Consider the following 25,398-nt stretch of genomic DNA (forward strand, 5'->3'; position numbering starts at 1 on the left):
TATAATAATAAATAATACTTTATTAATTCAAAATTTATTCATAATGATCTTTTGCTATCTGAGCATATAATTGCATATATAAAAAAACTCTCTGTCTAATAAATAGCTGAGAGTTTTTGTCTGATCGCTTTCTATTTTCATTACAATATGCTTATAAACCTTTTTTTAAACTTATGGAAATCTGAAACCTCTGTTGAGAAATGGGTAATAGAAACCAAATGGTTTGCTCCACATCCTATGCCAAGCTCATATATAATAGATTCAGATTGATAAGGATTTTCATTATCTGTTGTGCAATAACCTAATGAAAATTTTAATTATGTAGCTCTGCTTTAATTCAATCATAGCTTTCTTCACATATTATATAAAATCAGGATTTCATCTTCAACTTTTGATTGTCAAGCAAAAAATAGAAAACTTAGATAAATAACATAAATCCATTTTTACTTTTCAGTTTTAACAGTCTATAAAAGATTTATATAATTTGAATTGGTACTTTCTGTTTTATGTGATCATTTAATTCTTTTTCACCAATATAGCTACTAAAATCCTCCAAGGAAGCATAAATAAAATTGCCATCCAATGTATATTTTATTATCTCAGCTGTTAAATAGCTGCGCCTGCTTGCTGCAATAACGGCTTTCTTAGTTATTCCATCATCAGCATCATAAGTAGAAACTGTTTTATCCTCTACATCTATTCCTACCGCTCCTAAAAACGCCATATCAAATCTATATTTTTGAATTTGATCTATAGTTAATGAGCCTACAAAGCCATCTCCGGAATGGTTAAGCTTGCCTCCTAAAAAAATCAGCTGTATTGAGCATTCCCTTGTAAATATTTCCATAATATCAATCATATTAGTAACAACGGTAATATTCATATTTCTTTGGTAAATAAGCTTGGCAATTTCCAATGCTACGGTAGATATATCCAAAAATATGACTGTTCCCGGCTTAATAAGCTCAACAGCCTTTAAGGCAATAGTCTTTTTTTCTTCTATTCTTATATTCCTGCGATCATTGACATGAAGAGTATGAAGATTAACGCGTGTTAAAACCGCTCCGCCATGGGTTCTCTTCAATTTATTCTCTTTTTCCAGTGCTCTTAAGTCCTTTCGAATGCAATCCTCGGTTACCTGAAAGATCCTGCTTAACTCTTTAACTGTTACCTGTCTTTCCAAATTAAGCTTAGCTAATATCTGGTTATGTCTTTCCTGCTGAAGCATAATGTTCACCTCTTTTATTATTATGGCATTAAAATCAATAATAAACAATACAAATTAATAAAACTATTTATTTTTAATATTACTAATTGATTATGTCTTAAATATAATTATATATATTGAATCATGGAATAATCCACTAATAAAATCATTATATGATGAATTGTAAAATTAAATATGACATTAAAAAATACCCTCCTTACTGGGTGTCCAGTAAAGAGGGTACATATCAATATAGTAGCTTTTTTATTTAACCACAATATTAACAATCTTATTTGTGACCACAATAATCTTCTTAATATCTTTGCCTTCTGTATGTATTTTAACATTATCTAATGCTAAGGCTGCTACTTTTACTGTTTCTTGATCTTCATCCTTATTAACAGTAATCTTACCTCTAAGCTTACCATTAACCTGAACAGCCATTTCCACTTCATCAACTACAAGCTTACTTTCATCATATACCGGCCATGGTTCATAAGCCAGAGTACTTTCATGTCCAAGTTTATTCCACATTTCTTCACCTATATGAGGTGCAATACAGCTTAACATTTTGATAATACCTTCAGCATAAGGCTTATAGACAGTTTTTGCTTTATAAGCCTCATTCACAAAAATCATCATCTGTGAAATAGAAGTATTAAAGCTTAAACTTTCAAAATCTCCGGTAACCTTCTTAACTGTAGCATGATAGATATAATCTAATGATCCGTCATTCTCATCAGTTAATTTATTTGATTCAGCAAATAATCGATAAACTCGCTCAAGCCATCTTCTAGATCCTTCAACTCCTGTTGTAGACCATGGCTTAGAGGCATCTAAAGGTCCCATAAACATTTCATAAACTCTTAATGTATCTGCTCCAAAATTTTCTACAATTTCATCAGGATTAATAACATTACCTCTTGATTTAGACATTTTAACACCATTAGGTCCCAATATCATTCCCTGATGGAATAATTTTTGAAACGGTTCTTTAGAAGATACGACCCCTAAATCATAAAGGAACTTATGCCAAAATCTGGCATATAATAAATGAAGAACAGCATGCTCTGCACCGCCAATATATAAATCTACCGGCAACCAATGATCAGATAATTTCTTATCAGCGATCTCATTATTATTATGAGGATCAATATAACGTAAATAATACCAGCAGCTTCCTGCCCATTGAGGCATTGTATTTGTTTCTCTTTTTCCTTTTACACCGTCAATTTCTACATTTAGCCAGTCAGTACATCTTGCAAGAGGTGATTCTCCATCTTCGCTTGGAAGATAATTATCTGTGGCCGGCAATTCTAATGGAAGATCAGATAAATCTACTGTACGTGTTGTACCATCTTCCATGTGAATAATAGGAATTGGTTCTCCCCAGTATCTCTGTCTAGAGAATAGCCAGTCTCTTAATTTATATGTGATTTTCTTTTCACCGCAATGATGATCCTGAAGCCAGATAATCATCTGATGAATAGCTTCCTCTTTGCCAAGTCCATTCAAGAACTCTGAATTAATATGAAGACTATCACCAGTATAAGCTTCCTGTTCTACATTGCCGCCTTCTAGTACCGGAATGATTGGCAAATGAAATTTCTTGGCGAATTCATAGTCTCTTGTATCATGAGCCGGAACCGCCATAATTGCTCCTGTTCCATAAGAAATTAAAACATAATCTGAAATCCAAATTGGCACTTCTTTCCCATTAACCGGATTAATTGCATATGCTCCTGTAAATACACCTGTTTTATCTTTATTTAAATCAGTTCTCTGTAAATCAGACTTTGTAGCACATTCTTTTTTATAAGCTTCAACTGCCGCTTTTTGTGCAAAAGAAGTAATCTCATCTACAAATGGATGCTCCGGAGCCATAACACAGTAAGTCGCACCAAACAATGTATCACAGCGTGTTGTAAATACAGTAAATTCCTTATTCGTATCCTTAATTTTAAATACAACATCAGCACCGATTGATTTCCCAATCCAGTTTTTCTGCATTTCTTTTGTTGACTGAGGCCAATCAACTTCATCAAGATCATCTAATAATCTTTCAGCATATTCCGTAATTTTTAAAACCCACTGTCTCATCATTTTACGATAGACAGGATAACCTCCCCTTTCACTCTTTCCATCAATAACTTCTTCATTCGCAAGAACTGTTCCTAATTCCGGACACCAGTTTACTGGCATTTCTGCAACATAGGCAAGACCGGCTTCATAAAGCTTTTTAAAGATCCATTGTGTCCATTTATAATATTCCGGATCACATGTATTAATCTGCTTATCCCAGTCGTAAGAGAATCCCAGAGACTTGATCTGACGCTTAAAGTTCTCAATATTATTATAAGTAAATTCAGCCGGATGATGCCCGGTTTTAATCGCAAATTGTTCAGCAGGCAGTCCAAAAGCATCAAATCCCATTGGATGTAAAACATTAAATCCCTGCATGCGCTTATATCTTGTCACAATATCTGTAGCTGTATAGCCTTCAGGGTGTCCGACATGGAGTCCTTGTCCGGATGGATATGGAAACATATCTAGAGTATAATACTTAGGTTTTGAAAAATCAGCTGTATCTGTCTTAAAAGTCTGATTCTCCTCCCAATAATGCTGCCATTTTGTTTCTATTTGTTTGTGGTCATATGACATGATTGATGATCCTCCTTAATAATAAAAATCTTCATAAACCTAAGGGCGAATGACCGCGGTACCACCTTAGTTCATGAAGATATCATGCTCTTATCTTCTCTTAACGCGAGTAACGTCATCTACTTTCATAGAAGCATCTCCCTAGCGAGTTCATAGCTATCTCTTCCTCATTTTCACCACCCATGAGGTCTCTATTAAGAAATAAATCTATTACTATTCCAGTTCATTGACTTTTCTTTTACCCAATCATCCTATCATAAGTTTTTTTAAGTTTCAAGTAGAAGTGCCTTTTATCCCCTCAGAAATATTCATTCTTAAAATCGAAATCATCGGAATCATCCCACTTAATAATACAAGAATAAAAATAAAAGCATAAATAGAAAAAATAAGTTTGTTATTTGGTATAAGCTTGAATTGGATATGAAGTAAAGATGGTATAAGCTTTTCATTACATAAACCAAGAATCACCTGAAAACCCATATAAGCAATGCTTCCACTCAAAATAAATACAAAATCTATCAGATACATGAACATTCTTATAATCTGTGAATATCTTGCTCCAAAACACATCATGATTGAAAAGTCTCTTTTCATATTACTTATAAGCAATTTAATAATCTCATGAATCATCGCCAATGACGAAAGGACTGCCAGTAATGAAAAAATAAGCAAGATGATTTCAATCATATTCATTGTCTTATTCATTGAATTTCTGGTCTTTTCACCGACCACCTTAAACTGCATACTAGGATAAGTCTTATTAAGCATTCTTAAAACTTTATCAGTTTCATCTTGATAGTAAAGTATCCCGATATTTGAAGAAATATCTTTCTTAAACAATACTTTCAAATGCTCAATATTTGCAAACTTTTTTTGATAGAATGCATCATAATCAGGTTTCTGGCTGCTGATTCCTACAATCTTCAATGGATACCCTTTTACCTGATTCCGGTACTTATAATAGGCATAAACCGTTTTATTAATAAGTGTTTCCGGTTTCAGATTTGCTGCCAGCTTTTTAGCAGTTGGATATGGGAGAACAATTTCATCATGTGACATTACCGCTTTGCCAATAATAATATTCTTAGCAGCACCAGTTTCATCATGAATATAAAGTGTGCTATTTTTTATATAATGATCAGCTTCAAATGATAACCCTAAACAAGTGTATTCATTAGGATAATAGAAAACATGTTCAATAGCTTTAACTTCATGGAAGTCACGATATACATTACCCGTCTTAAAGCTAATCGCTGATTGTGGAAACATCGACTGAATATAACCATTTAGCATAGATCTAAATGAAAACGAACAAGTAAACATCAGCATAATAGAAATCATTGCAATAATTAAAGACAGACTCATTTCCAACAGTCTGTTCTTCATCGAGGAAATAAGATAAGCTGTTAATTTAATAATAGAAAGCTGATATTTCTGCTGATAGCTGCTTTCCTTCTTTTCCTTGCAAGGATGATTTATTACTTTGTGGTCAACAATCTCTCCATCATTCATCTGATAGATTTCATCACTATACTTATCCACAAGTTCCCTGTCATGAGAAACAAAAATAATCAATCTGCTATAAGATAATCTTTTCAATTCCTTCATAACCATTTGAATATTTTCATTATCTAATGATGCAGTTGGTTCATCACATAAAATAATATCCGGCTCAAAATATAAACTTCTTAAAATCGCAATACGCTGTCTTTGTCCCAATGATAATAAAGCAGGCTTAAGATTCTTAAAAGAAGATATTCGAAATTGCTTGTTTTCCTTATAAGAACTATGATGAAAAAAATCATAAAGTCTAACATTCGCATTTGCTTTTAAAAAAGAAATCAAATGAAAAGATTGAAAAATATAAGAAGTTTTACCTTTTCTAATCAAATTATTTATCTTTTTCCCTTGATAATAAATATATCCTTGATATTCATTATCTATACCGCCAATCACATTTAGTAAACTGCTCTTCCCACATCCGCTTTCTCCTACAATAGAAACAAAGCCATAATCAGGAAATGATATGGATATATCCTTTAATACGGCAAGATTATAATATCTCTTATTAATATTCTTGATTGTAAGCATTAATCTTCCTCCCTTAAAAGCCGGACAGCATGATCGTCGGTTAAGCTTTTAAACTGAACAAAAGAAATAAAAGCCAATACACATAAATAGATAACAACAGTTAAAACAAAAAGAATATTAGGAGATTTTAAATAAAAATGATAATAATCATAAAGAGGGTTTAATATATTAATGGAATAAATACTCACAATACTGATTACCAAAGATAAGCCAATGATAATAATACCGATAACCATATTCTCTAAAACATGCATCATTCGTAATTTTATCTTTGAAACCCCTAAGGACAAATAAAGAGCATAACTGTGAAGATGACGAATATACCTATCTTTAAAAACAATCATCAGCAGAAGGATAGAAACAGCTAGACTAACTGTCATGAATATTCCTGCAATCATCTTTCCTATTTTAATCAGATTCAGATAGCTTTCTTTTTCATTTTCAGCATCATTATTAATGATATAATCTCTATACTGTTTTTTTACATCCCAATAGTTTCCTTCTACTTCATAAACTGACTGTGAATAGTATTGAGGATAGTTCTTAGTAAACGAAGGTGTTAAATAAATTTCCTCTTTTGAAAAAAAGGATGCTTTCAATACTCCTGTTACTTTTAAATAAATAGGCTTATCTATTTCTATTTTTAATATATTAACAGGATGCTTTTTATAATAAGCAGCTGAAACTATACAGCAATCTGCTTCATTTCTGATTTTTCCTTTTGACAATTTTATATGATTTGTATTTTCCGGAAGAATGAATATTTTTGCATCAGCTATAATAGATAAGCTATTAAAAGCAGCTCTTCCTTGAGAAAAAGAAAAAAACTTTCCATCTTTCCTTTCAATCTGGCTTATATTTTTTAACGGATGTGAACTAAAATTATCATCTATTGCCTGCTGCACTCCTTCTAATCCTGCATTCATCAGAAAAAAAGAAATCAAAATCAGACATTGAAAAAATATTAGTGAAATGATATGCCGATAATCATGAATTACTTCTTTTAATATAATTGGAAAAAAGGATTGAGATGAATGAATGCTTCTTATCATCTCATGACCGGATTCCCTCATTTTTTCTCCGATAAGTTTTCCTTCCTTCATTTCTACAAGAGTCTGACAGTATTTTTTTAAAAGTGAAGATGAATGAGAAACAATAATTACTAAGCTATGCTGTGACAACTCTTTTAATAAACTCATTACCTCATGACACTGCTTTTCATGTAAAGCACCTGTTGGCTCATCACATAAAATGATAGCGGACTTTTTTAACAATGCCCGAGCAATAGAAACTCTCTTTCTTTGTCCTATTGACAATTCATAAGGATACTTTTTTAATAAATGACTGATTTCTAATCGATCAACTATTTTCTTAAATTCATTCTTATCAATCTTCAAATTATTAATTCGACAGGCAAGCTTAATATTCTCTCTAACATTTAAAGCATTTTGTAAATCATGATTCTGTAAAATAAAAGATATATGTTCTTTTAAAAATCTATGATCTATTCTTTTCCCCCAATAAGTAATTTGCCCTTCCTGCGGGCTTAGCAATCCGGCAATAAGATACAACAATGTCGTTTTTCCACATCCGCTTTTTCCTGTAATACCTATCATTCCAGTAGCAGGAAAAGAATAATTCATTTGCTCAATAATTTGAGACTCATCATAGCTGAAACTGATATCTTCAATAACTAGCATAGACTTCTCCTTTTTGTTATAATGGCAGCGAGGTGTTTTTCATGAATCCATTCCCCTATTCACTCGACAACAAACGTTATCATACATACAATTACTTTTTAAAAATGAAATACCATACCAAAGTTGCTAAAGCATCATTAAATGCTGACTTTACCTGTCCTAATAGAGATGGCAAGAAAGCTTATGGAGGATGTACATTTTGCTCTTCATTGGGATCAGGTGACTTTGCCGGCGATATCAATCAGTCTTTAATGGAACAATTTCAGTCACAGAAAGTCATGATATCAAATAAATGGCCTGATTGTAGGTTCATTGCTTACTTTCAGGCATTCACAAATACTTATGCTCCTCTAGATAGCTTAAAAAAGCGCTTTGAACCATTTGCAACTTTAGATGAAGTAGCCGGCATCGCAATCGCAACAAGAGCTGACTGTGTTACTGAAGAAATAGCTTCTTATCTGGAAGAACTAGATACCCGTAAAGATGTCTATGTTGAACTAGGGCTCCAGACTATTCATGATAAGACTGCTTCTCTTATTAACAGGCAGGAAACATTTGAAGAATTCAAAAATGGACTTAACCTGCTTAGAAAACATCATTTACATGTCTGTGTTCACATTATCAATGGCCTACCCTATGAAACCATAAATATGATGGTAGAAACCGCAAAAGAAATAGGAAAAATGGATATACAGGCTATTAAGATTCACTCCCTTTATTTAACTTATCATTCTGTCTTATACCAGCAATATCTAAAAAATCCCTTTCCTTTACTAACTAGAGATGATTATATTCATCTGATAGTGAAGCAACTGGAATATCTTCCTGCTCAGATTGTAATCGAACGATTAACAGGAGATGCTCCCGGCAATGATCTTTTTAAGCCGGAATGGTCTGGAAATAAAACAACAATCTTAAATGATATTGATAAATATATGGCTGCTCATCATATTATTCAAGGTGATCTCTTATAGCCCTTATCTTTATATTCTCAGAATTTTATAAAATTACTCACATAAAAAGAAAAGTCACACATTTTGTGTGACTTATTTTCTTATTCAGTTTCGAGCAAGCCATAACCGCCATGAGTGCGTTTATAAACTACGCTTACTTTATTTGTTTCGACATCCTCATAAACAAAGAATGAATGTCCAATTAACTCCATCTGCATAACTGCTTCTTCAAGATCCATTGGCTTAGGACTGATTGCTTTTGTCTTAACAACTTCATCTTCTTCTACTTCCGGCAGTTCACCAAGTGAAGCAACATTGAAGGCCAGCTTATTATCTTTGTTTTTTCTGCTTAGTCTTGTCTTGTTCTTTCTGATCTGTCTTTCCAGCTTGTCAATGATTAAATCAATTGCATCATAGAGATCTTCATTTGTTTCTTCAGCTCTTAGTAAAACAAGCCTGGTAGGTATTGTGACTTCTATTTTCTGTCCATACGGATACGTCCTTACTAAGACTTTAGCCTCAATCTCCTCTCCTGCAATTAAGTACTTATCAAGTTTTGAAAGCTTCTTTGTTACCTTTTCTTTAATAGAATCAGTAATCTCGATATTCTTTCCTCTTAAATTCACTTTCATAAGTACACCTCCTTTATATGTATATTATACTACACTCTCATTCATTTGATAACTCTAATAAGTATTTTTATTAAAAAAGTTCCATAGAAAATAAATCCATGGAAACATCTTACTTCTTTTGTACTTTAAGCTGTGTTAATGCAGGTATATAGCCCATTTGAGATAAAGCAGACAAAATACTTTTAAAAGATTGCACTTTTAAGTCTTTTCCTGTACACATAACCTGAAAATCCACTCCTTTAAAATGAGTTTCATAATGTGATAAATGAAAATGATTCTTAAGATAAAAACGTCTTCTTCTCATTCTTAATGATTCAAATGGTGTTTTATTATCTACTTTTTCCACCTCTAAAATAAGTTGCTTATCTTTAAATAACTCTTTATAAGTATTTAATACTTCACTTCCATAACCCTGACTTTGAAATTCCTTATCAAAAGCAAGATAAAATATAAATACAGCTTCTTCATCCACTGAGATAACACTAAAGCCTATAGGACAATCCGCCACAATCTTATAAATATTTAATAGTCCTTTATCCTGAGCATCTAAAAATTCTTTTATTTCAAATCTTTCTTCTTCAGGAAAGAGAAGATTAACTTTCTCAAAGAAAGCTAAATCTTCTGCTGATGTTAACGTCTGTAAATGTATCATTTCAGATATTCCTTCAAAACATTAACTTTATCAAGATGCTCCCAAGGAACATCAATATCATCTCTGCCCATATGACCATATGCAGCTGTCTGTAGATAAATTGGCTTTCTTAAATCAAGGGTTTTTATAATACCTGCAGGCGTTAAATCAAATTCATTCTTGATAGCCTGTAATATAATATCTTTAGAGACTTTCTCTGTTCCAAATGTTTCAATATAAATAGATGTAGGCTCTTTCATTCCTATTGCATAACTGGCTTGCAATTCACATCTGGAAGCAAGCTTAGCAGCAACCAGATTTTTAGCAATATATCTAAGCATATAAGCTGCACTTCTATCAACTTTAGTAGGATCCTTTCCAGAAAAGGCTCCACCGCCATGTCTTGCATATCCGCCATAAGTATCAACAATAATCTTACGTCCCGTCAAACCTGTATCACCATGAGGTCCGCCTATCACAAAACGTCCAGTCGGATTAATAAGAACACAAAAATCAGTATTCATACCAAATTCTTCAGCTGTTTTTTTCATGATTTCTTCTCTAATATAATTTTTAAATTCTGTTTCATTAAAATCAGGATCATGCTGAATAGACATTAAAATCGTATCAATGTAAGGGTGTTTGGGATCACTATAATCAACAGTTACCTGTGATTTCATATCAGGTCTTGCCCATTTAAATTCACCACAATGTCTCTTCTCACTGGCTCTTCTTACCAGTTCATGAGCCATATCAATGGGAAGAGGCATATAATTCTTAGTTTCATTAGAAGCATAGCCAAACATAATTCCCTGATCTCCTGCGCCGCCAGCTTCATTATTAGTCCCCATTGCAATATCAGGAGATTGAGTATCCATAACAATCTTAATTTCACAATGATTACAGTCAATACCTAAATCATTATGGATATAACCAATTTGTCTTAAAACATCTCTGGCTGTCTTTTCATAATCAACTTGTGCTGTCGTTGTAATCTCTCCACCAATAACAACCAAATTTGTAGTTGCGAAAACCTCACAGGCAACACGTGAGTTAGGATCTTGGGCAAGACAAGCGTCCAAGATAGCATCACTAATTTGATCACAGACTTTGTCTGGATGCCCTTCAGATACTGATTCTGAAGTAAATAAAATTTTATTTTTCATTTCTTTCTCCTCTTTTCCAACAAAAAAAGCTTTCAAGAGGAAAGCCTAGCTTCCTCTTATTGTTCAGATAAATCTGCTTGGTTCAGGCACCTTCTTCTATGAGGGTTGCCACCACTTTAAAACGGTCCGCACCTTTGTGGTTCTTAATAAGAGCTTTTTTTATTTAATTTTTTATAATATACCACAGTCTGTACAATTATACAACTCGTACTTCTACAACACCGGGAACTTCTTCCAACATAATCTGTTCAACACCATCTTTAATAGTAACGTCAACCAGTCCACATCCCTGACATGCACCAAAAAGCTGTACATAAACAACTCCATCCTGAAGCATCACAAACTCTATATCTCCACCGTCTCTTTGTAAATAAGGTCTTATCTTACTGATAACTGTACGAGCCTGATCTTCCATACTAACTAAATTATCCATCAGCTTCACCTCTTAGACTATTATAGCACATTGATAAAAAAGTAAAAGCAATATGCTATAACAGCTTCTTGAATAAAAAGGAGGACTTCTTCACTTTGGCGTAAAATATCCTCCTGATACATAATATATATTTAATTATTATTTTTCATCAAATAAAAGATTATAAAAATGCTTATTGACAAATTTCTATCCGCAATCCCCGTTTCTTTTCTTTTTTCTTCTCAATATTTCAAGTAATACCATTATAGAAACTGATAATCCTATCAGATTAGGATATAAGCTCAGATTTAATCTGTCCCCTGTTTTTGGTAAATCTTTTTGTGGCTTTACAGGCGGTGTTTTCGGTATCCTTACATTAGTAACTATAAAGCCTTCTTTTACATTTCCTGTAACAGTACTTGTATATCCATTTGCAATATCCTTTTCCTTGATTGTATATTCAATCTTTTTGCCTGCCTTATATTCATCAAGGTATGTAAAACTTCCTGTCCAGTTGTTTGCTTTTGTCAAAGTTATTGTCTTTCCTGTTTCTTTTCCATCAGCCAGCAGTTTGATTATTACTGTCTCAGGTCTTTTTCCATCTTGATTATTCTTATCTTTCCAAGCCTTGGTTACCTGCACACTTGTTTTTCCAGGTGTATAAGAATTTTTGAGATTAAATCCTTTTACTTCTGTTTGATAGCCTTCTACCTTTTCCTCTGTAATCGTATAATTTATTTCTTCTCCGTTTTCCCACTTGTCAAGATTTTCAAATTTCCATTTCCAGCCGTCAATTTTTGTAACTTTCTTTGTTTCTATTTTCTTACCATTCTTTAACAAATTAATTGTAATTTCATTAGGACGTTTTCCATCTTGGTTACCTTTATCATCCCAAGTTTTTGATCCTTCAACCGATACCTTTTCAGGTTTAATATACCTGTTTGTGACTACGAATCCCTCATCAGAATTTCCGGTAATTGTTGTATCATATCCTTCTATAGGTGCTTCTTTTATATAGTATTTATACTCATATTTAGTGACATATTCATTATTGATTTCTATTTCATCCTCATAAATATAATATTTATCTAAGCCTTTAAAAATGTGTTTCCAGCCATTTTTATTAGATAATCTGACCGTCTTTACAAGTTCAGTCTTTGTAATAATATCTCCATCCTCATTCTCATCTTTATATTCTCTATATAACATAATTTGGACAGAATCACTTTTTTTACTAACCCATTTCTTACTTATTGCTTATCTCTCTTATAGTAAGAAGAAAATATCTTAATATATTATCTCTAAAATAAATGATAGTCTTTTAATCTTCCCTTAAATTTCTTCCATTCCAAAGGATTCTTGACAAAATAAAGCGGACAAAGTTTACCTGTTACATCATAATGTCTAATAACCTGATTCACTTTTAAGTGATATGTATTAATGAGTGACTGAACCAATTTAACTAATGACTGGTAAGTAGCATTTGTGAAATGACCATCACGAGATGGATGACAGCATTCAATAGAAATAGTATCTTTATTTCTGTGGTTTGAAGCATAAGACCATTCATTTAAAGGAAGACATTGAATAATTTCACCTTTAATACCAATCACAAAATGAGAAGAAGCATATGTAATATGTGTACTTTTCAGATTCTCAAAATAATCTCTATTATTCTTTGCTGATGCACCGGGATTAGCTGTATAGTGAACAACTATTCCTTCAACTCTTCTTAAAGGCTTCCCTGATCTTGAATAAGGATTTTTAGTAAGAGGCTGATAAGAAATATTTAAGTCTTCAGCACTATATTTTGTAATAGTATTATTCACCGGCCTTATCAAATAATAATAAATTCCACTTCCTGCTAAAACAATTACTGCTATAAAAATAATTACTTTTTTTAATTTTTTCATTTTAATCACCAAATTTACTATAACACATTCTGATTTTTTTGAAAAATCATAGTATATAGTAATGATTTATGCTATAATTGGGGCGATTGGAGGGTAGTAAATGGACTATCAGCAAATTCATGCAGGTGACATCATATCCGTCACAATCACTGGAATTCAGCCTTATGGAGCATTTGCATTACTGAATGATCATTCAAGCGGTCTTATTCATATTTCAGAAATATCTGATCGATTTGTTGCTGATGTAAATAATTTTGTTACAGTAGGCGAAACTGTTCATGTTAAAGTATTAGATATAGATAAGGATACCGGACAGGCAAAACTATCTTTAAAAGCACTGAACAGATACAATAAGCGTCGTTTTAAAAGACATATTTCTTTTAAGCGTGCACCCATCAAAGAGACTCCTAAAGGTTTTCAGTCATTAGAAACAATATTGCCTCAATGGATCGAAAGAGGCATTAATAAGGAGGAAGACATATGATCCAATTAGATTTAACTCAGGCTAAATTATCAGAAGATCTTGCTTCATACAAAGACAAGGTCCAGGAAATTCACAACATGATTCACAATAAGACTGGAGCTGGCAGTGACTTCTTAGGATGGGTCAATTTACCTACAGACTATGATAAAGAAGAAGCCTTGAGAATCAAAAAGAAAGCAAAAGAATTATCAGAAGAAATTGATGTGTTGTTGGTATGTGGCATTGGCGGAAGCTATTTAGGAGCAAGAGCGGCAATTGAAGCTATTAACGGCTTATATCCGGCTAGTAATAAAGAGATTATTTATATCGGAAATACTTTCTCTTCTACATATCTTGCTCAAATTAAAGATTATGTTAAAGATAAAGAATTTGGTATTAATGTTATTTCAAAAAGCGGTACCACTACTGAAACATCAGTAGCATTTCGTATCTTTAAAACATTACTTGAAGAAATAAAAGGAAAAGAAACTGCCTCAAAAAGAATTGTTGCAACAACCGATGCTCATAAAGGTGCATTAAAAACTCTAGCTGATCAGGAAGGCTATGAAGAATTTGTAGTACCTGATGATATTGGCGGACGTTATTCAGTATTAACAGCTGTAGGACTATTCCCTATTGCTTTTGCAGGCATTGATATTGATGCTATGATGACTGGTGCTAAAAAAGCACAGGATCAGTATAATGATGCTAATATTGAAACAAATGATGCTTATAAATATGGTGTTGCCAGACAGATTCTCCATAAAGATGGCTATAGTACAGAAATGTTTGTTACTTATGAATTACAGCTTCAGCAAACTGCTGAATGGTGGAAACAGCTATTCGGTGAATCAGAAGGCAAAGAAAATAAAGGTATTTTCCCTGCTTCCGGAACTTTCTCAACAGATCTTCATTCATTAGGTCAATTTATTCAGGAAGGATCTAAAATACTTTATGAAACAGTTCTTAAAGTTAAAAAACCGGCTTTAGACTTAGATATTCCTAGTGATAAAGATAATCTTGACGGATTAAACTATCTTGCCGGTAAAACTGTAGATTATGTTAATAAAAAGGCATTAGAAGGTACAGTAGATGCTCATGCTAATGCAGGAAATGTTCCTAACATTCAGATTACTATTGATAAGATGGATGCTGAAAGCTTTGGATTTATGGTTTACTTCTTTGAGAAAGCATGTGCTTTAAGTGTTTACTTATTAGGCGTTAATCCATTTAATCAGCCGGGGGTTGAAGTTTATAAAAAGAATATGTTTAAATTGCTTGGCAAACCGGGTTATTAAAAAACGCTATCTCTTAAATGAGATAGTGTTTTTTTAACGACTGATTGTATATCCTTTTCCTAACACTGAATGAACATCCTCAATAACTACAAAAGCATCAGGATCAATCTTATAGATTGATTGTTTAATCGCATTGATTTTTGAGTAAGGTGCAATAGCAGCAATAACCATCATTTCTTTTCTTAAATAGCCGGTTTCACTTTTTAAATAAGTTAATCCAATATCCTGACTAAAAAGTAATTCTTCTCTGATTCTTTCATATTGATGAGAAAAAATTAATAATTTTGATTGAGCATGTCCATAAGTTAGTACTTTATTTACAATAAGGGAACAGATCATAATCACAAAAATACCATAGATTGTTTTCATTAAATTATGATATTGTAATAAGATAACTAAAGTATCACAGACATACATAATAATAGAAAGGTTAAGATTAAAATACTTATGTAAAATAACACCTAATGTGTCAAATCCTCCACAGCTGCCATTTCCTCTTAATATTAGACCCGTTCCAAGGCCTAACATTCCACCCGCAATTATTGCACTTAATAAAGGGTCACTTGCTGTTTCTTTAAAAAAAGTAATCCGGTTAAAAAACTCTAATAAGACAGGAAAGAGAAAAGAAGTGATCGCTGTCTTTAAAATAAATTCTTTAGAAATAAAGATCCATCCGCTTAGAAACAAACAGGTATTTAATAATAAAATAATTAATGATAGTTTTAAAGGAATAAAAGAACTTAATATAATACCTAAGCCGGTAATTCCTCCTGCCGCAAATTTCTGAGGAAGAATAAATAGCCCAAAGCTTGCTGCTGTTAATAGACAGCCAATAATAATTTCTAAATACTGTATACTCTTTTTCATATTTTTTCAGCTCCATGTAACAAGTATAATGAAGTATGAACAATGAAACAAGCATTAATTAAAATGTTTATAGTAAAGATATCCTAATAAAAGAACTCCCAAAGAAGCAAATGATAATACTGTTGAGCGTATACCTGATAAGAATAATTGATTAATAACTACAAATAAACCGCTTATTACAGCAATAAGTGGAATAATAGGATAAAAAGGGACCTTATATTCTCTTTTAATAAATGACTTATCTTTTCTTAATTTAATAACTGCTATAAATGTTAATGTATAAAACAGCCAGCTAGAAAATACAGCTAAATCCGTAAGAAGATTAAATTGTCCGCTAATGGAATAAATAATACCTATTAAAGCAACTAGAAAAATAGAATAAAAAGGAACCTTGTCTTTATTAAGTTTAGATAAATATGAGGAAAAAGGCAATGTTTCTTCCTGTGCCATCGCAAAAGCAACTCTGGATCCTGACATTAAAAATCCATTACATGCACCAAATACTGAAATCATAATACCTACTGCAATAATCTTTCCTCCAATGTTTCCAAACAGCTTAATCGCAACAGCCGCTGCCGGAGCTTTTAAAAAAGCAAGTGATGAAGCAGGAATAACTTTTAAATAAGCAATATTAATAATGAGATAAATAGCCATTATAATAGAGACACCACCAATAATAGCACGAGGAAGATCTTTACCAGGATTCTTTAATTCGCCGGCAATAGCCCCTACTCCTGTCCATCCTTCAAAAGCAAATAAAACAGAAACCATTAACTGGCCCAATACAACAACAGTATTAATATCTTTTCCTATCATTGGAGAAAACAAGGGCGCATCATTCTGACCCTTAATAAACCCAAAAATTATTAATAAAACAATAGGAATAAGCTTTGATACTGTAAAGATAATCTGTAATCTTCCTGCAGGCTTTGAACCAAGACTATTCATTCCTGCTAAAATAATGATACATCCTATCGCAATCACTATAATATACTGATCCGTTTTTAAAAATAATGACAGCTGATTAGAAAAAGCAACAGCTAAAGCAGAAATCATCGCCGGATAAAAAACCAGAACCTGAATCCATCCTGCTAAAAAACCTATTGTTTCACCAAATGCCTCTTTTAAATAAGTAACAATGCCCCCGGTTCTAGGAAACATAATAGCGATTTCCGCAAAAGTCAAAGCTCCGCATATACTCACAATACCGGTAATAATCCAGGCTATAAGTCCTAATCCCGGTGCCCCATGAGTAGCACTATATATAGCCTGTGGCTTAAAAAAGATGCCTGATCCGATAACACACCCTACTACTATAGAAATAGCTGTTGTGATACCTAAGTTTTTCTTTAATACACTATTATTCATATCATTCCCCTTTTATAATAAACCTCAAATATTATAACATAACCTATAAACTTATAGATATTAAATTATTTTCTTTCATTCAATTGAAATATCATTTCAAATATGAGGTAGTTAGATTAGATATATAAATCTTAATAAGCTAATAAAGAGGAAAAATAATTATGACAAAATCATTAAGTCTTATCATGAATATTATAGGATTTGCACCCATCATCATCCTATTAATCTCTATCATATTTAATTTGGAGAAAAAGTATTGGCTTAGTCTATTTGGTATAGATATTATTATGCAATTAGGATTGATTATTTATATATAAAACAAATAATTTACATGTAGGTTCTGAATTTATACCTTTAATTATACTGATAGATGTTATTTTCATAGCACTTGCTTTTATTATTATGCATAGAAGAAATAAAGCTTAACATGACAAAAAAGTCTGGAAATTATTTGGTTCTTAGGCTTTTTATAAACTTGAATAAATTAAATATTTTATTTTCTGAGTTTTATTGCTTAGCTCGGCTTCATTATAATATTATACCTTAAATTTATACAATAGTATGAAAGACTGACCTCTTACAGCCAGTCTTAATATACACTCAAATTATTGAAATTTTTTCAATATTGTTTTCAATAATATTGAGCTTAATGGAATCAATAAGTATATACCTATAATTACTAACATATTAAGTATAATTATGAATTCCTTAGATTCCATAAAAGTTATAACAGAAAATGAAATAGTACTATATTGAACAAAAAATATAATAATAAGCTCTATACCTATGAGTAAGTAAAATAGCTTCTGTTTTTTTAATATTATCAATATATAAGTACAAATCAATGATAATATAAGGTAAGGAAGTATAGTTTTAAATATACTTATATAAGTGAGTTCCGTAAATTTAATCATATCTGCCTTTATTTACGCTAATGTTAGCAAAAACAGGAACTGAAACGAATAAAACTAAAGATAAAATCATTATCAAACTACCAATCATTTTTGATTTTTTCATAATAACTCCGGTATAACCAAATTAAGATTATACTTCTCCTTTCTTTTCAAATTTTATAGTAAACAGTATAGTATATCTTTCCCATCATCCTATCGAATGATGAAATATTAAATATACCATTTTAATCACCTCCTATAAGCTCAATTAATTTGAAGAATTTATAAATTTATTATTTATAGTTAAATGAAATTCTATATATAGTCAACATTTTTTATGAACAATTTAACTATTATTTATGACTCTATTCAAACAGTCTCTTATTGCTTATGAGCATACAAAACATCTTTATTTATACTTATTATATTACTTTTTTCAAAAAAGAAAGCGTTTACGTTTTTTATTTGATGAATTATAAATTAAATGCGACATCCAATAGCATAGAAAACTCCATATAGCAATTAAGTCTGCCTTTGCTGATGTTGAATGAATTAAAATCATATTACAAAAAAATACAGAAATGTTAGTGACTTCAAATCAGCTTTTGTATCTGTCATTATTAATCCTTTAAAGCATACTACAGGTAACAAAATCAAAAACAAATAAGAATACATGACTTTAGACACTCCTATGCTGCATATCTCAGCAATAATAGTGCTGATATGCCGACAGTGTCTAAAATTATGAAGATATTCTCAGCACTTTAGATAGCCTTCCTAAATCCATCAGCAAGACTGATACTACCTCCAGATGGTGGAATATCCGGGAAAATATACGTGATGGCAATGTTGCCGTCAACACCCTGATGGATGCAATTGTAGAGCAATCTAACTGATACAAGAGAATGCCTATAAAAACGCAAAATTAAGCGATATAAAGAACCTTAACAATATTTTATAAATATTTAGGCAAAAATTCTCTACAGCAGGAAAAAGGATAAAAACGGCTATAGCTATTATCATGAGGATTTCAGAACCTCACAATGTGATCTGAAGAACCATGATACTGCCTATCATTATCAGAACAAAATAAGCATGATACCTACAAAATGGAAGAAGCTGTTTAATAATGAAAAGATCAGGGGAATCCTGAAAAAGAAAAATGGAAAGAACTTTCTGAAACTGAAAGTACATCAACTTTGAAATAACCGGATTCCCTAGAAAGGAAACAATAAAATTCAACCATTTTATAATTTACTGTTTATCATCATTTTCCTATAAAAATACCGACCTCTATGCTTAAATTTCTAATATCATTTTAGAGGTCGGTACAAAACAAATTTTTTTACTTCTTTCTGCTCATTTGAACAAAAAATATGATAATTAATGAAATTATGAAGAATAATAAAGGTATCCATATAGCTTTGAGCCCATATGCCTGTACAGGAGCAGCTGAAGCACCTGTTCCAGGTGCTTTGGAATAAACAAAGAACGTAACAATTAAAAGTAAAGCATTTATTCCAAAAAGAGACAAACATATCGATTTTTTGAAATGAAACTTTATGCTGAAAACCAAAATCAAAATTGAAAGAACACTTAAAATCCATGATATCATATAGCTTCTCCTTTAGTTAAAACTTGTATAATAGTTTTTATTAATATGTAATTCCCCATTTGAATTTTCTTTCCGGCTTCTCACCTTATTGCTTCCAAACGACGAAGAACTTGATCCATTAATAAACTCAAAATCAGGGTATGAAGTTTTTCCTTTAGATGTGTGATAATATACATAATCCTTATTTTTAGCATCTAATTTTCTATTAGTGGTATAATAGCTTAATTTTGATTTTATTGACTTTGCCAATCCAGATGGAGTATCCACTATATTTCCACCACTTAATTTTGTTTTAGCAACACTATTCCATATAGATTTTGCAAAATATGAGCAATTATCAATATAACTCCATCTGTTAATAGAGAACAAACAAGTATTCAGACTCTTTGTATCTTTACTTGTTAAACCCTTTCCGGCAGAAACATGCGAAGAAAACGCACTACTCTGTCCATTGTTATTTGCCTTGTATTGCAAATGTGCCTCTAAATTATACCAAATCCCTTTATGCTGTTTAATATTTCCCCACGTCCCCAGTGAGACGCTTCTTTTTCCGCCAATATTATAATTTCCTATCCTTAACTTTGAATTTGTAAGATTCTCGATGACAATCCAAGAATGATTATCTTCCAGCGTTGAAAAAATGATTAGTTTGGCAATCGGATCGGTCGCACTGACACTACAAACAGAAAAAAACATAATACTAATGACATACCTAATACTAATGATTTTCTTAAAACTTCTTTCATAATATTTTCCTCCGTTTTATCTCTACTATCATTATCCACGACAATAAATAAAAAGTCAAAATAAATAGCAATACTTATAAAAATTACTGAAAGTCAATTTCCAAGAGCAGTTATTCAGAAAAAATAAAAAGAAAGAAGTGATTTCTCTATAAATACAGAAAGTCATTCCTTTCTTTTTCCATATCTCTATTACCTTTCCATTCTCTTTCTTCCTATATAAATGCTTACATGAATTATTAAGCAAATCAAGAGTATGACTATACTAATTAAAAAGAATAATAAAGAATATGCATGGAATGATACAAGCTGAAATTTTGTGATAATTATCATTTCAGCAAGATGTAATATAATGTAGAGAACATATAAAGTGATCCAAATTTTGAATTTTAATCAATAGTGCAGAGATATGACTATTATTAAAATTGGACCAAACGGAAATAATAGATTTAAAATCAGCATAACTTAATTCATACTTTTCTTCCGGGACATCTTTTTCCGGATCAATAATAATGATATTCTCTTGACTCGTCACCCCTTTAATTAAATCTTCAGGATTCATAAATATTTTTCCTCCGGCTCCGACACTAATTTTTAGAAATTTATTTATACCTTTCTTCATGATATGACTTATCCTCCTTTGAATTGTACCTTTATTTCTATCTCATCCTATGCGATCAGCTGATGAGTAATTTTCATTCCTTTCTTTACAGCAATGTTGCCGTATTTTTATTTTGTTTGATTCTGTTTACTGAATGCTTTTTTGTATACTACTGATATATATTTTGATAATCAGTAAAAACAGTAAAAGGGCAGAAGATGTGTCCTATCCTGATAGGTTTATTTTCTGATTATATTTCTTTGATTGTTAATATGAGAACAGTCATGAATACTGCAAAGCCTTTTTTAATCATTTGTTTCATAAAATATATTCCTTTCTTATTTCTATTTTTAGTTTTCATGAAAATCAAAAAAGACACTCTCGTGTCTGTTAAACTTATTTAATTTCTTACTTATATACATTGATATAAGCTTTTAGATGCAATCATAGGCATCACCTCCTTTAGTACATTTCTGCAACAAAAAAGGGGCTGACCCGGTTAAATAAAACTGAGTAGCTTAAAAATAAAAATGCGACGGAGACATCCGACGCATTTTTTTGTATAATGTTTATATGACTAATACAACAGTATACAAAAAAGATTATAGCGTATTTCAGACCTATGCGCTACTCGATTTTACTATTTCTTTCGAGAAAGATGTGCCTCAGGATGATCTTGCACGTACCGTTATTGAGATTACGGAAAGGATAAACATTGGTAAATATGTTAATCTCAATAACCGCAAATCACATGGGCATGATCCAATGAAATTATTAAGATGTATTTTGTTGGGATTCGCTGAAGACGGTTATATTTCTACACGTGAATTGGAAAATAAAACTATTTCAGATATTAGATATAAATTCTTTACCGGAAACGTATCAATCGGTCACTCAAGTTTCCAGCGTTTTATGCACAATGACCTTCTTATGCCAATTGAAGATATTTTCTATGAACTTAATAAATTCATAGAAAATGATGACAGAATTGACATGGTTGCAGATATTCTGACTATTGATGGATCTAAGTTTGAAGCAAACGCGAACAAGAATACTTTCGTATGGAAAAAAGCTACAAAACGCTACTATGAAAGAACATGGAAGAAATTCATGAATCTTATCAAGAAGTTAAACAAATTCTTTAAAGCCAACGGCATTGATATATTCTATTCCCAAATAAGAGAGCCTAATCCTGCCTATATGCTTAAAATCGCTGATTGTATTGAAAAATATATGGAGGCTCAGGGAATTCAGATGGTTATTGGACGTGGCTATAGAAAGCAGGAAATCCAGAGATTATATGATGAGTTAAAGGATCTATGTATCAAGATATATAAGTATATGATACATTTTGACATATTAGGTGATCGTAACAGCTTTTCAAAAACTGATCCGGACGCTACGTTCATGCATATGAAGTGGGACTATTACAATCATACCAATATATTCAAGCCCGGATACAATGTACAGCTTGGCATCAGCAGTGGATTTATCAGAAACATTCTCATTACATCTAACGGTAATGACCTTCCTACTTTCATTCCTTTTTTAAAGAAGTATAAGAAGCATTATGGAAAGTATCCTTCTATCGTGGTTTGTGATGCCGGATATGGGGACTATGACAACTATAGCTTTTGTGAAGAAAACGATATTGAATATGGATACATCAAGTACTCAGGAATTTATAAAAAGCAGGAAAAAGTAACCGAGAAAAATCGATACTTCAAGAGACATCTAAAAAGAAATGACGATGGATTTTTTGTATGTCCTGAAGGTCATGTGTTTAATCCTGTAAGTCGTAGAGTTGAGAAGCGTGGGCTTTATGACAAGGAAAATATCAAATGTGAATGTGATGGATGCAGTACCTGTCCTTTCAAGAGTAAGTGTAGCAAAGCTTTGGGAAATAGAACAATGACTGTATGCAAGAAGCTCGAGGATTTTCACGATCACGTTGATGAAGCTATTCATACATCTGTCGGTAAGCAGTTAATGCAATCAAGACAGATATATAGTGAGGGTACGTTTGGAATTATTAAACAGGATTATGGATATGAAAGATTACGTCGAAGAGGCAATTCCAATGTAAAATTTGAATTTTACATGCTCGCAATCGGCTTCAATATCAGGAAGTACCATAATATGATACAAAGCAAAGCCAGGTTAGAGTGCAAACAGGCCTGCTAGAAAAAAGATAATCACACCTGAAAAATGACTTTTCACAACAGTATAGGGATATTGCGCCCAAAAAAGGGTGTTTTTTTATGTGGTTTCTCATCAATAAATAGAATTGATAAAATGAGTATCAGATAATAAAGAAAAAGAACTGACACCAGCTCAGTGATTAACAAAAATCACTTTACTGGGTCAGCCCCTTCATATATTTACTATTTAATCAATACATTATTGAAATCTAGTTCCCCAATTTCCACTTCCAATATTATATTTTTCTATATATTCATCTGCATGATTATGTCCCCAAGTTGCCGCAGCTCTGGAAGCCTTGTTTCTTGCTGCAAAGTCATCGTCTCCTGTGTAGGTAGCTGTCTCTTTGTGAATAATATATTCCTTTCCTGTCTGATCATCCTTAAGCCATACTACGCATGTTACAGTATGAGTAGCAGGCTTGCTTGGCTTTGAAGGCTTGTTAGGCTTAGATGGCTTAGAAGCAGGCTTGTTTGAACTTGTGCTAGGTTTTTTAGCCGGTGTAGAAGTCTTAGCAGGTGTGCTTGCCTTCTTACCTGAGCTAGAGCTTGAAGCTGTACTAGGCTTATTGCTAGTAGCCTTTACAGTCTCAGCCTTCCTGCTTGTACTAGATGAAGTACTAGAGCTTGAAGCTGTAGTAGGCTTCTTTTCTGATGTTCCACTGTTAGTTTGTGGAGCTGTTGTTTCTTCTTTCTTTTCTTCCTGATTGGCTGTTTCTGTCTGAGCAGTCTTGGCCTGAGTATCCTTTGCCTTTGATGTGTCAGCCTTTTTCTTGCCGCTACATCCGGCAAGCATAATGACTGCCATTGCCAGTGCAATAATTTTTTTGTTTTTCATAATTTATCCTCCATGAACTCTAGTTTATTTTTTAAGCTTCCTGCCAGGGTATTGTAATCCTCAAACAAACCTTCGGCAGAGTCTTTATTAAGCTTCATAAAGATCTCGGCTTTTTTCAAGGAATATTTACAAAGAACGCCTAATAGATCTGTTAGATATTGGGTTTATTTTCTGCTTTAGCAGCTTCATCGGTTCCTTTGATTTTCTTAATATATTTATCAATCGTTCTTGGCGAACGACCGACCATGCAGGTCACTGACTGTGTTTATCAAGCACATTGATAATTCTTTTTCTTCGCTCGTTCCTTCAGTATGTAAAATCTTCTTGAATGAATGTCCCGGCAATTACTTAAATGATCTTCTCTCTGCATGTACACTTGTATTTAACGCTACTATATAATTTTTAAAGATCAGCTGACTGTTCCTCGCTAGGAACATTGCTGCACATAAGTGAGATAAAGAAGCATTACTTATATGCAGCAATGAACTAATGAAGACTTCCGTTTCTTAAAAGAAAAAGGAACGAGATGCTCTCGTTCCTTAAATGATCTTATTAAAGTAAAATTGTATTAATAGTTATGTTCGATTAATAAAAATGGAGCGGGTGATGGGAATCGAACCCACGTAATCAGCTTGGAAGGCTGGGGTTCTACCATTGAACTACACCCGCATAGGTAGATGGTGACTCGCAGGAGATTCGAACTCCTGACCCTCTGATTAAAAGTCAGATGCTCTACCGACTGAGCTAGCGAGTCATTAAAATGGCTGGGATAGCTGGATTCGAACCAGCGAAATGACAGAGTCAAAGTCTGTTGCCTTACCGCTTGGCTATACCCCAACATAAGAAATGGTGGGGAGGGACGGATTCGAACCATCGAACCAAAAGGAACTGAGTTACAGTCAGCCGCGTTTAGCCACTTCGCTACCTCCCCGAAAATGGTGCCGGCTATAGGAATTGAACCCACAACCTACTGATTACAAGTCAGTTGCTCTACCAATTGAGCTAAGCCGGCATATCTTCGTGCATTCTTATGGTGGGAGCTAACGGGCTCGAACCGCTGACCCTCTGCTTGTAAGGCAGACGCTCTCCCAACTGAGCTAAGCTCCCCTCTTGAATGCCTTTTAATATTATCATTTACTCTTTTC

The 25,398-nt window shown here is 32.5% G+C and carries 20 protein-coding genes, 6 tRNA genes and 1 other annotated feature; of the genes, 4 read left to right on the top strand and 22 right to left on the bottom strand.

What is annotated here, in order from left to right; genetic code table 11:
- Positions 1–475 precede the first annotated feature (475 nt).
- The 4 genes from HMPREF9943_RS08065 to HMPREF9943_RS08080 all read right to left on the bottom strand — a co-directional run bounded on the left by HMPREF9943_RS08065 (position 476) and on the right by HMPREF9943_RS08080 (position 7,659).
- Positions 476–1,228 (bottom strand): DeoR/GlpR family DNA-binding transcription regulator, encoded by a 753-nt coding sequence (locus tag HMPREF9943_RS08065; RefSeq protein ID WP_004803816.1) that lies wholly within the window; start codon positions 1,226–1,228, stop codon positions 476–478.
- 243 nt (positions 1,229–1,471) lie between these two features.
- Positions 1,472–3,868 (bottom strand): leucine--tRNA ligase, encoded by a 2,397-nt coding sequence (gene leuS, locus HMPREF9943_RS08070; RefSeq protein WP_004803818.1) that lies wholly within the window; start codon positions 3,866–3,868, stop codon positions 1,472–1,474.
- A 38-nt stretch (positions 3,869–3,906) separates the two neighbouring features.
- Positions 3,907–4,104: a binding site (T-box leader), on the bottom strand.
- 37 nt (positions 4,105–4,141) lie between these two features.
- Positions 4,142–5,959 (bottom strand): ATP-binding cassette domain-containing protein, encoded by a 1,818-nt coding sequence (locus tag HMPREF9943_RS08075; RefSeq protein WP_004803820.1) that lies wholly within the window; start codon positions 5,957–5,959, stop codon positions 4,142–4,144.
- Positions 5,959–7,659, bottom strand: coding sequence for an ATP-binding cassette domain-containing protein (locus HMPREF9943_RS08080; RefSeq protein WP_004803822.1), 1,701 nt, complete (start codon positions 7,657–7,659; stop codon positions 5,959–5,961). The genes HMPREF9943_RS08075 and HMPREF9943_RS08080 overlap by 1 nt, the downstream gene beginning before the upstream one ends.
- Before the next feature lie 41 nt (positions 7,660–7,700).
- On the opposite strand from HMPREF9943_RS08080, the gene mnmL reads away from it, so the two are divergent.
- Positions 7,701–8,633, top strand: a complete 933-nt coding sequence (gene mnmL / locus HMPREF9943_RS08085; RefSeq protein ID WP_004803824.1) for a tRNA modification radical SAM protein MnmL/YtqA — start codon at positions 7,701–7,703, stop codon at positions 8,631–8,633.
- A gap of 80 nt (positions 8,634–8,713) precedes the next feature.
- On the opposite strand, the gene hpf is transcribed toward mnmL, so the two are convergent.
- The 6 genes from hpf to HMPREF9943_RS08115 all read right to left on the bottom strand — a co-directional run bounded on the left by hpf (position 8,714) and on the right by HMPREF9943_RS08115 (position 13,366).
- Positions 8,714–9,244, bottom strand: a complete 531-nt coding sequence (gene hpf, locus HMPREF9943_RS08090; RefSeq protein WP_004803826.1) for a ribosome hibernation-promoting factor, HPF/YfiA family — start codon at positions 9,242–9,244, stop codon at positions 8,714–8,716.
- Positions 9,245–9,353: 109 nt separating this feature from the next.
- On the bottom strand, positions 9,354–9,896 hold the full coding sequence (locus HMPREF9943_RS08095; protein ID WP_004803828.1) for a GNAT family N-acetyltransferase: 543 nt from the start codon (positions 9,894–9,896) through the stop codon (positions 9,354–9,356).
- Entirely contained in the window at positions 9,893–11,041 is a 1,149-nt protein-coding gene (gene metK, locus HMPREF9943_RS08100) for a methionine adenosyltransferase (protein WP_004803831.1), read from the bottom strand. The genes HMPREF9943_RS08095 and metK overlap by 4 nt, the downstream gene beginning before the upstream one ends.
- 196 nt (positions 11,042–11,237) lie before the next feature.
- On the bottom strand, positions 11,238–11,474 hold the full coding sequence (locus tag HMPREF9943_RS08105; RefSeq protein WP_004803833.1) for a NifU family protein: 237 nt from the start codon (positions 11,472–11,474) through the stop codon (positions 11,238–11,240).
- A gap of 186 nt (positions 11,475–11,660) precedes the next feature.
- On the bottom strand, positions 11,661–12,707 hold the full coding sequence (locus HMPREF9943_RS08110; RefSeq protein WP_276324492.1) for a Cna B-type domain-containing protein: 1,047 nt from the start codon (positions 12,705–12,707) through the stop codon (positions 11,661–11,663).
- A 47-nt stretch (positions 12,708–12,754) separates the two neighbouring features.
- Positions 12,755–13,366, bottom strand: a complete 612-nt coding sequence (locus HMPREF9943_RS08115) for a peptidoglycan recognition protein family protein (protein WP_004803837.1) — start codon at positions 13,364–13,366, stop codon at positions 12,755–12,757.
- Positions 13,367–13,466: 100 nt separating this feature from the next.
- Between HMPREF9943_RS08115 and HMPREF9943_RS08120 the strand changes: the two genes are divergently transcribed.
- Both HMPREF9943_RS08120 and HMPREF9943_RS08125 read left to right on the top strand, forming a co-directional pair.
- Positions 13,467–13,850, top strand: a complete 384-nt coding sequence (locus HMPREF9943_RS08120; protein ID WP_004803839.1) for a CvfD/Ygs/GSP13 family RNA-binding post-transcriptional regulator — start codon at positions 13,467–13,469, stop codon at positions 13,848–13,850.
- Positions 13,847–15,127, top strand: a complete 1,281-nt coding sequence (locus HMPREF9943_RS08125; protein ID WP_004803841.1) for a glucose-6-phosphate isomerase — start codon at positions 13,847–13,849, stop codon at positions 15,125–15,127. Before HMPREF9943_RS08120 ends, HMPREF9943_RS08125 begins: the two co-directional genes overlap by 4 nt.
- Positions 15,128–15,160: 33 nt before the next feature.
- On the opposite strand, the gene HMPREF9943_RS08130 is transcribed toward HMPREF9943_RS08125, so the two are convergent.
- The 5 genes from HMPREF9943_RS08130 to HMPREF9943_RS08150 form a co-directional block, all read right to left on the bottom strand.
- On the bottom strand, positions 15,161–15,994 hold the full coding sequence (locus tag HMPREF9943_RS08130; protein WP_004803843.1) for a YitT family protein: 834 nt from the start codon (positions 15,992–15,994) through the stop codon (positions 15,161–15,163).
- Between the two features lie 54 nt (positions 15,995–16,048).
- The gene (locus HMPREF9943_RS08135; protein WP_004803845.1) at positions 16,049–17,362 is read right to left on the bottom strand and encodes an APC family permease; all 1,314 of its coding nucleotides are present in this window, start codon (positions 17,360–17,362) and stop codon (positions 16,049–16,051) included.
- A 2,238-nt stretch (positions 17,363–19,600) separates the two neighbouring features.
- Positions 19,601–19,870: a hypothetical protein gene (locus tag HMPREF9943_RS08140; RefSeq protein WP_004803850.1), complete on the bottom strand. Its 270-nt coding sequence runs from the start codon at positions 19,868–19,870 to the stop codon at positions 19,601–19,603.
- A 12-nt stretch (positions 19,871–19,882) separates the two neighbouring features.
- Complete coding sequence (locus HMPREF9943_RS08145) at positions 19,883–20,566, bottom strand: hypothetical protein (protein WP_004803853.1); 684 nt, start codon at positions 20,564–20,566, stop codon at positions 19,883–19,885.
- A gap of 381 nt (positions 20,567–20,947) precedes the next feature.
- Positions 20,948–21,235, bottom strand: a complete 288-nt coding sequence (locus HMPREF9943_RS08150) for a hypothetical protein (protein WP_004803854.1) — start codon at positions 21,233–21,235, stop codon at positions 20,948–20,950.
- Between the two features lie 552 nt (positions 21,236–21,787).
- Here HMPREF9943_RS08150 and HMPREF9943_RS08155 point away from each other — a divergent pair.
- On the top strand, positions 21,788–23,398 hold the full coding sequence (locus tag HMPREF9943_RS08155; RefSeq protein ID WP_004801298.1) for a transposase: 1,611 nt from the start codon (positions 21,788–21,790) through the stop codon (positions 23,396–23,398).
- A gap of 216 nt (positions 23,399–23,614) precedes the next feature.
- On the opposite strand, the gene HMPREF9943_RS08160 is transcribed toward HMPREF9943_RS08155, so the two are convergent.
- The 7 genes from HMPREF9943_RS08160 to HMPREF9943_RS08190 all read right to left on the bottom strand — a co-directional run bounded on the left by HMPREF9943_RS08160 (position 23,615) and on the right by HMPREF9943_RS08190 (position 25,360).
- Positions 23,615–24,253 (bottom strand): hypothetical protein, encoded by a 639-nt coding sequence (locus HMPREF9943_RS08160; RefSeq protein WP_004803855.1) that lies wholly within the window; start codon positions 24,251–24,253, stop codon positions 23,615–23,617.
- Positions 24,254–24,848: 595 nt separating this feature from the next.
- A tRNA-Gly gene (locus HMPREF9943_RS08165) sits at positions 24,849–24,922 on the bottom strand.
- A gap of 9 nt (positions 24,923–24,931) precedes the next feature.
- Positions 24,932–25,007, bottom strand: a tRNA-Lys gene (locus HMPREF9943_RS08170).
- Between the two features lie 7 nt (positions 25,008–25,014).
- Positions 25,015–25,090: transfer RNA gene (locus tag HMPREF9943_RS08175), tRNA-Gln, on the bottom strand.
- Positions 25,091–25,100: 10 nt separating this feature from the next.
- Positions 25,101–25,184 (bottom strand) — tRNA-Tyr (locus HMPREF9943_RS08180).
- A 5-nt stretch (positions 25,185–25,189) separates the two neighbouring features.
- A tRNA-Thr gene (locus tag HMPREF9943_RS08185) sits at positions 25,190–25,265 on the bottom strand.
- 19 nt (positions 25,266–25,284) lie between these two features.
- Positions 25,285–25,360: transfer RNA gene (locus tag HMPREF9943_RS08190), tRNA-Val, on the bottom strand.
- Positions 25,361–25,398: the final 38 nt, after the last annotated feature.

This window comes from Eggerthia catenaformis OT 569 = DSM 20559 (genome assembly GCF_000340375.1).
Lineage (GTDB): Bacteria > Bacillota_I > Bacilli_A > Erysipelotrichales > Coprobacillaceae > Eggerthia > Eggerthia catenaformis.